2 protein-coding genes are annotated in these 1,954 nt (G+C 38.2%); both read left to right on the forward strand.

What is annotated here, in order from left to right:
• Window positions 1–110: 110 nt before the first annotated feature.
• Window positions 111–953 (forward strand): hypothetical protein, encoded by an 843-nt coding sequence (locus Q8W40_RS27855; protein WP_305402082.1) that lies wholly within the window; start codon window positions 111–113, stop codon window positions 951–953.
• A 225-nt stretch (window positions 954–1,178) separates the two neighbouring features.
• On the forward strand, window positions 1,179–1,880 hold the full coding sequence (locus tag Q8W40_RS27860; protein ID WP_305402083.1) for a DUF2971 domain-containing protein: 702 nt from the start codon (window positions 1,179–1,181) through the stop codon (window positions 1,878–1,880).
• Window positions 1,881–1,954 lie beyond the last annotated feature (74 nt).

Here is a 1,954-nt window from a genome sequence, read left to right on the forward strand (position 1 = left end):
TTTGCGGTGAATTTAGTGTTTAAGGCGTAATGCAGTGGCTTGTTTTGTGCGTTGTCTGCGGTTTAAGCTGGCGTTAGTTTCTTTCAGTTAAATTTAGTACAGAGGTAGAAGTGGCAAGTGATATTGAGTTGTTAGTTGGAGCGATTGAGGGATTACATACCAATGTAATAAAGGACTATATTTTACCTATTGGGAGTGTGTTGGTCTCTGGTGCGCTCGGTGTTGGCGTTGCTTACTATTCAGTTGATAGACAAGAAAAGACAAAAATAGAAATAGGTAAAATTCATAGTATTAACAATACTCTTCTGTCTGCAATGGACGTTAGAATGAGCTTAATCTCAATAAAACAAAACTATTTTGGGGCATTAAGCAACGACCCCATAAGCAGAATGTTGATTGTTCCACCTATCATCTTGTCTGAACGGGAAGCTAATATAGATATTGCTTCGCTTTCATTTATCGTTAGTAATGAAAAGTCATCCAATATTAATAAATGGTCTAATCTGGAGTATATTGCGACGATTTTTTCAAACTACAATTCGTTATTGAAACTTTGGGAAAAACGAAACTCAATCATCATCGAATTAATGCCTCAATTAAAGTCTTATTTCGGTCAACCGCTTGACTACCAAACATTACAGGGTTTGTTGGGGGACGGCTTGATTTCACAGTTATCTGATCTAACTGAGAGAGCTCTACACATGACAGATGATTTGTTAATTGAAGTAAGTGCTTTTCTAGTTGGCTTTGGTGAGGTTGCAAAAACTAAAGTAGAAAGGCGTGTCGTAAAGAAATTTGGTAACGTCCTGTCTGCAACTTTACCTAACAATGAAGACTTTCCTAAAGCTGTTGAAATTATGGACAAGGTGCCTGAAGTGAATTATAAACTTGCAAGCCAAATTCACGGTCGTAGCGAAAATGAAATGCGAGAAAGGTATAGAGCTATATATTAGCAACGAAACTAACAAAGCATTTAAGAGTGATTCTCAACGCTTGGCATTTTTCATTCCATCGTTGAGTCTTGTGTTTACGGTGGTCTGGTTAAGTTTCGTGGTAGCGTTGCTCACACCTTAATGCGGCGTTAAGCTGCTTATTAAGTATAAGGTTTATCTTAATTGAAAGTTTATAAATACCTGCCGTTTTCGAGCGGATCCAAATGCATTTTGACTGACGGGACCATGAAGTTTAGTCACCATTCGGAGTTTAACGATCCATTTGATTGTAAAACTGTATACGATATCGAAAAGTCCATGGCGTACTTAAAATCTCGTCCCGATTTATTTAAAGAGGCGGGAAGACGATTAAAACTCTCTCCTGCTCAAAGACTAAGTAAAAGAAAGCAAATGGAGCATGGTATAAAACGTTCATTGGAGAGCGGTGAATTTCATGACGGAGTCATTGGAGAAGTTGGAATATGCTGTTTAACCAAAAAGCCAGATAATATTTTAATGTGGTCACACTATGCTGAGAATCATGAAGGTTTTGTTGTTGAATTCACCGTTGATGATAGCCCTCAAAATATCCACATGAATAATGTTGAAGAGCGGCTTTTTGGTTGGGATGTTGAGTATACCAAAGACATGCCGATAATTACTGCTGGGGAGAGGGATTTTAACGCCGTCAAAGATGTGTTTCTTATGAAATCTCCGGACTGGAGTTACGAAGCGGAGTATCGAGTTTTATCGATGAAAAAAGGTGCAGGAATTCATGCTTTTGACCAGAAACGAATTTCTAAGGTCATAGCGGGAGTTAAGATGCCCGAGCAAGCTTTTGAAGAACTTAATGAACTCGTCAATCAATTGAATGACAAAATTGGTGGTAATGTGGCGTTAGTAAGAGCAAAAATGTCTAAAACAGAATATCGCATCCTAGCAGCTTAACAAACGACTATGGCGTCAATAGCTAATTTTTAGCTGTATTTTCATCCCACATGACGCCATCTCTTAGCATTGAA

The organism is Vibrio penaeicida (assembly GCF_030689305.1).
GTDB classification, from domain to species: Bacteria; Pseudomonadota; Gammaproteobacteria; order Enterobacterales; family Vibrionaceae; genus Vibrio; species Vibrio penaeicida_B.

Bases quoted from the DNA above. Each gene is read 5' to 3' on its own strand.
- Q8W40_RS27860 (WP_305402083.1), top strand. From the start codon at position 1,179: ATGAAGTTTAGTCACCATTCGGAGTTTAACGATCCATTTGATTGTAAA.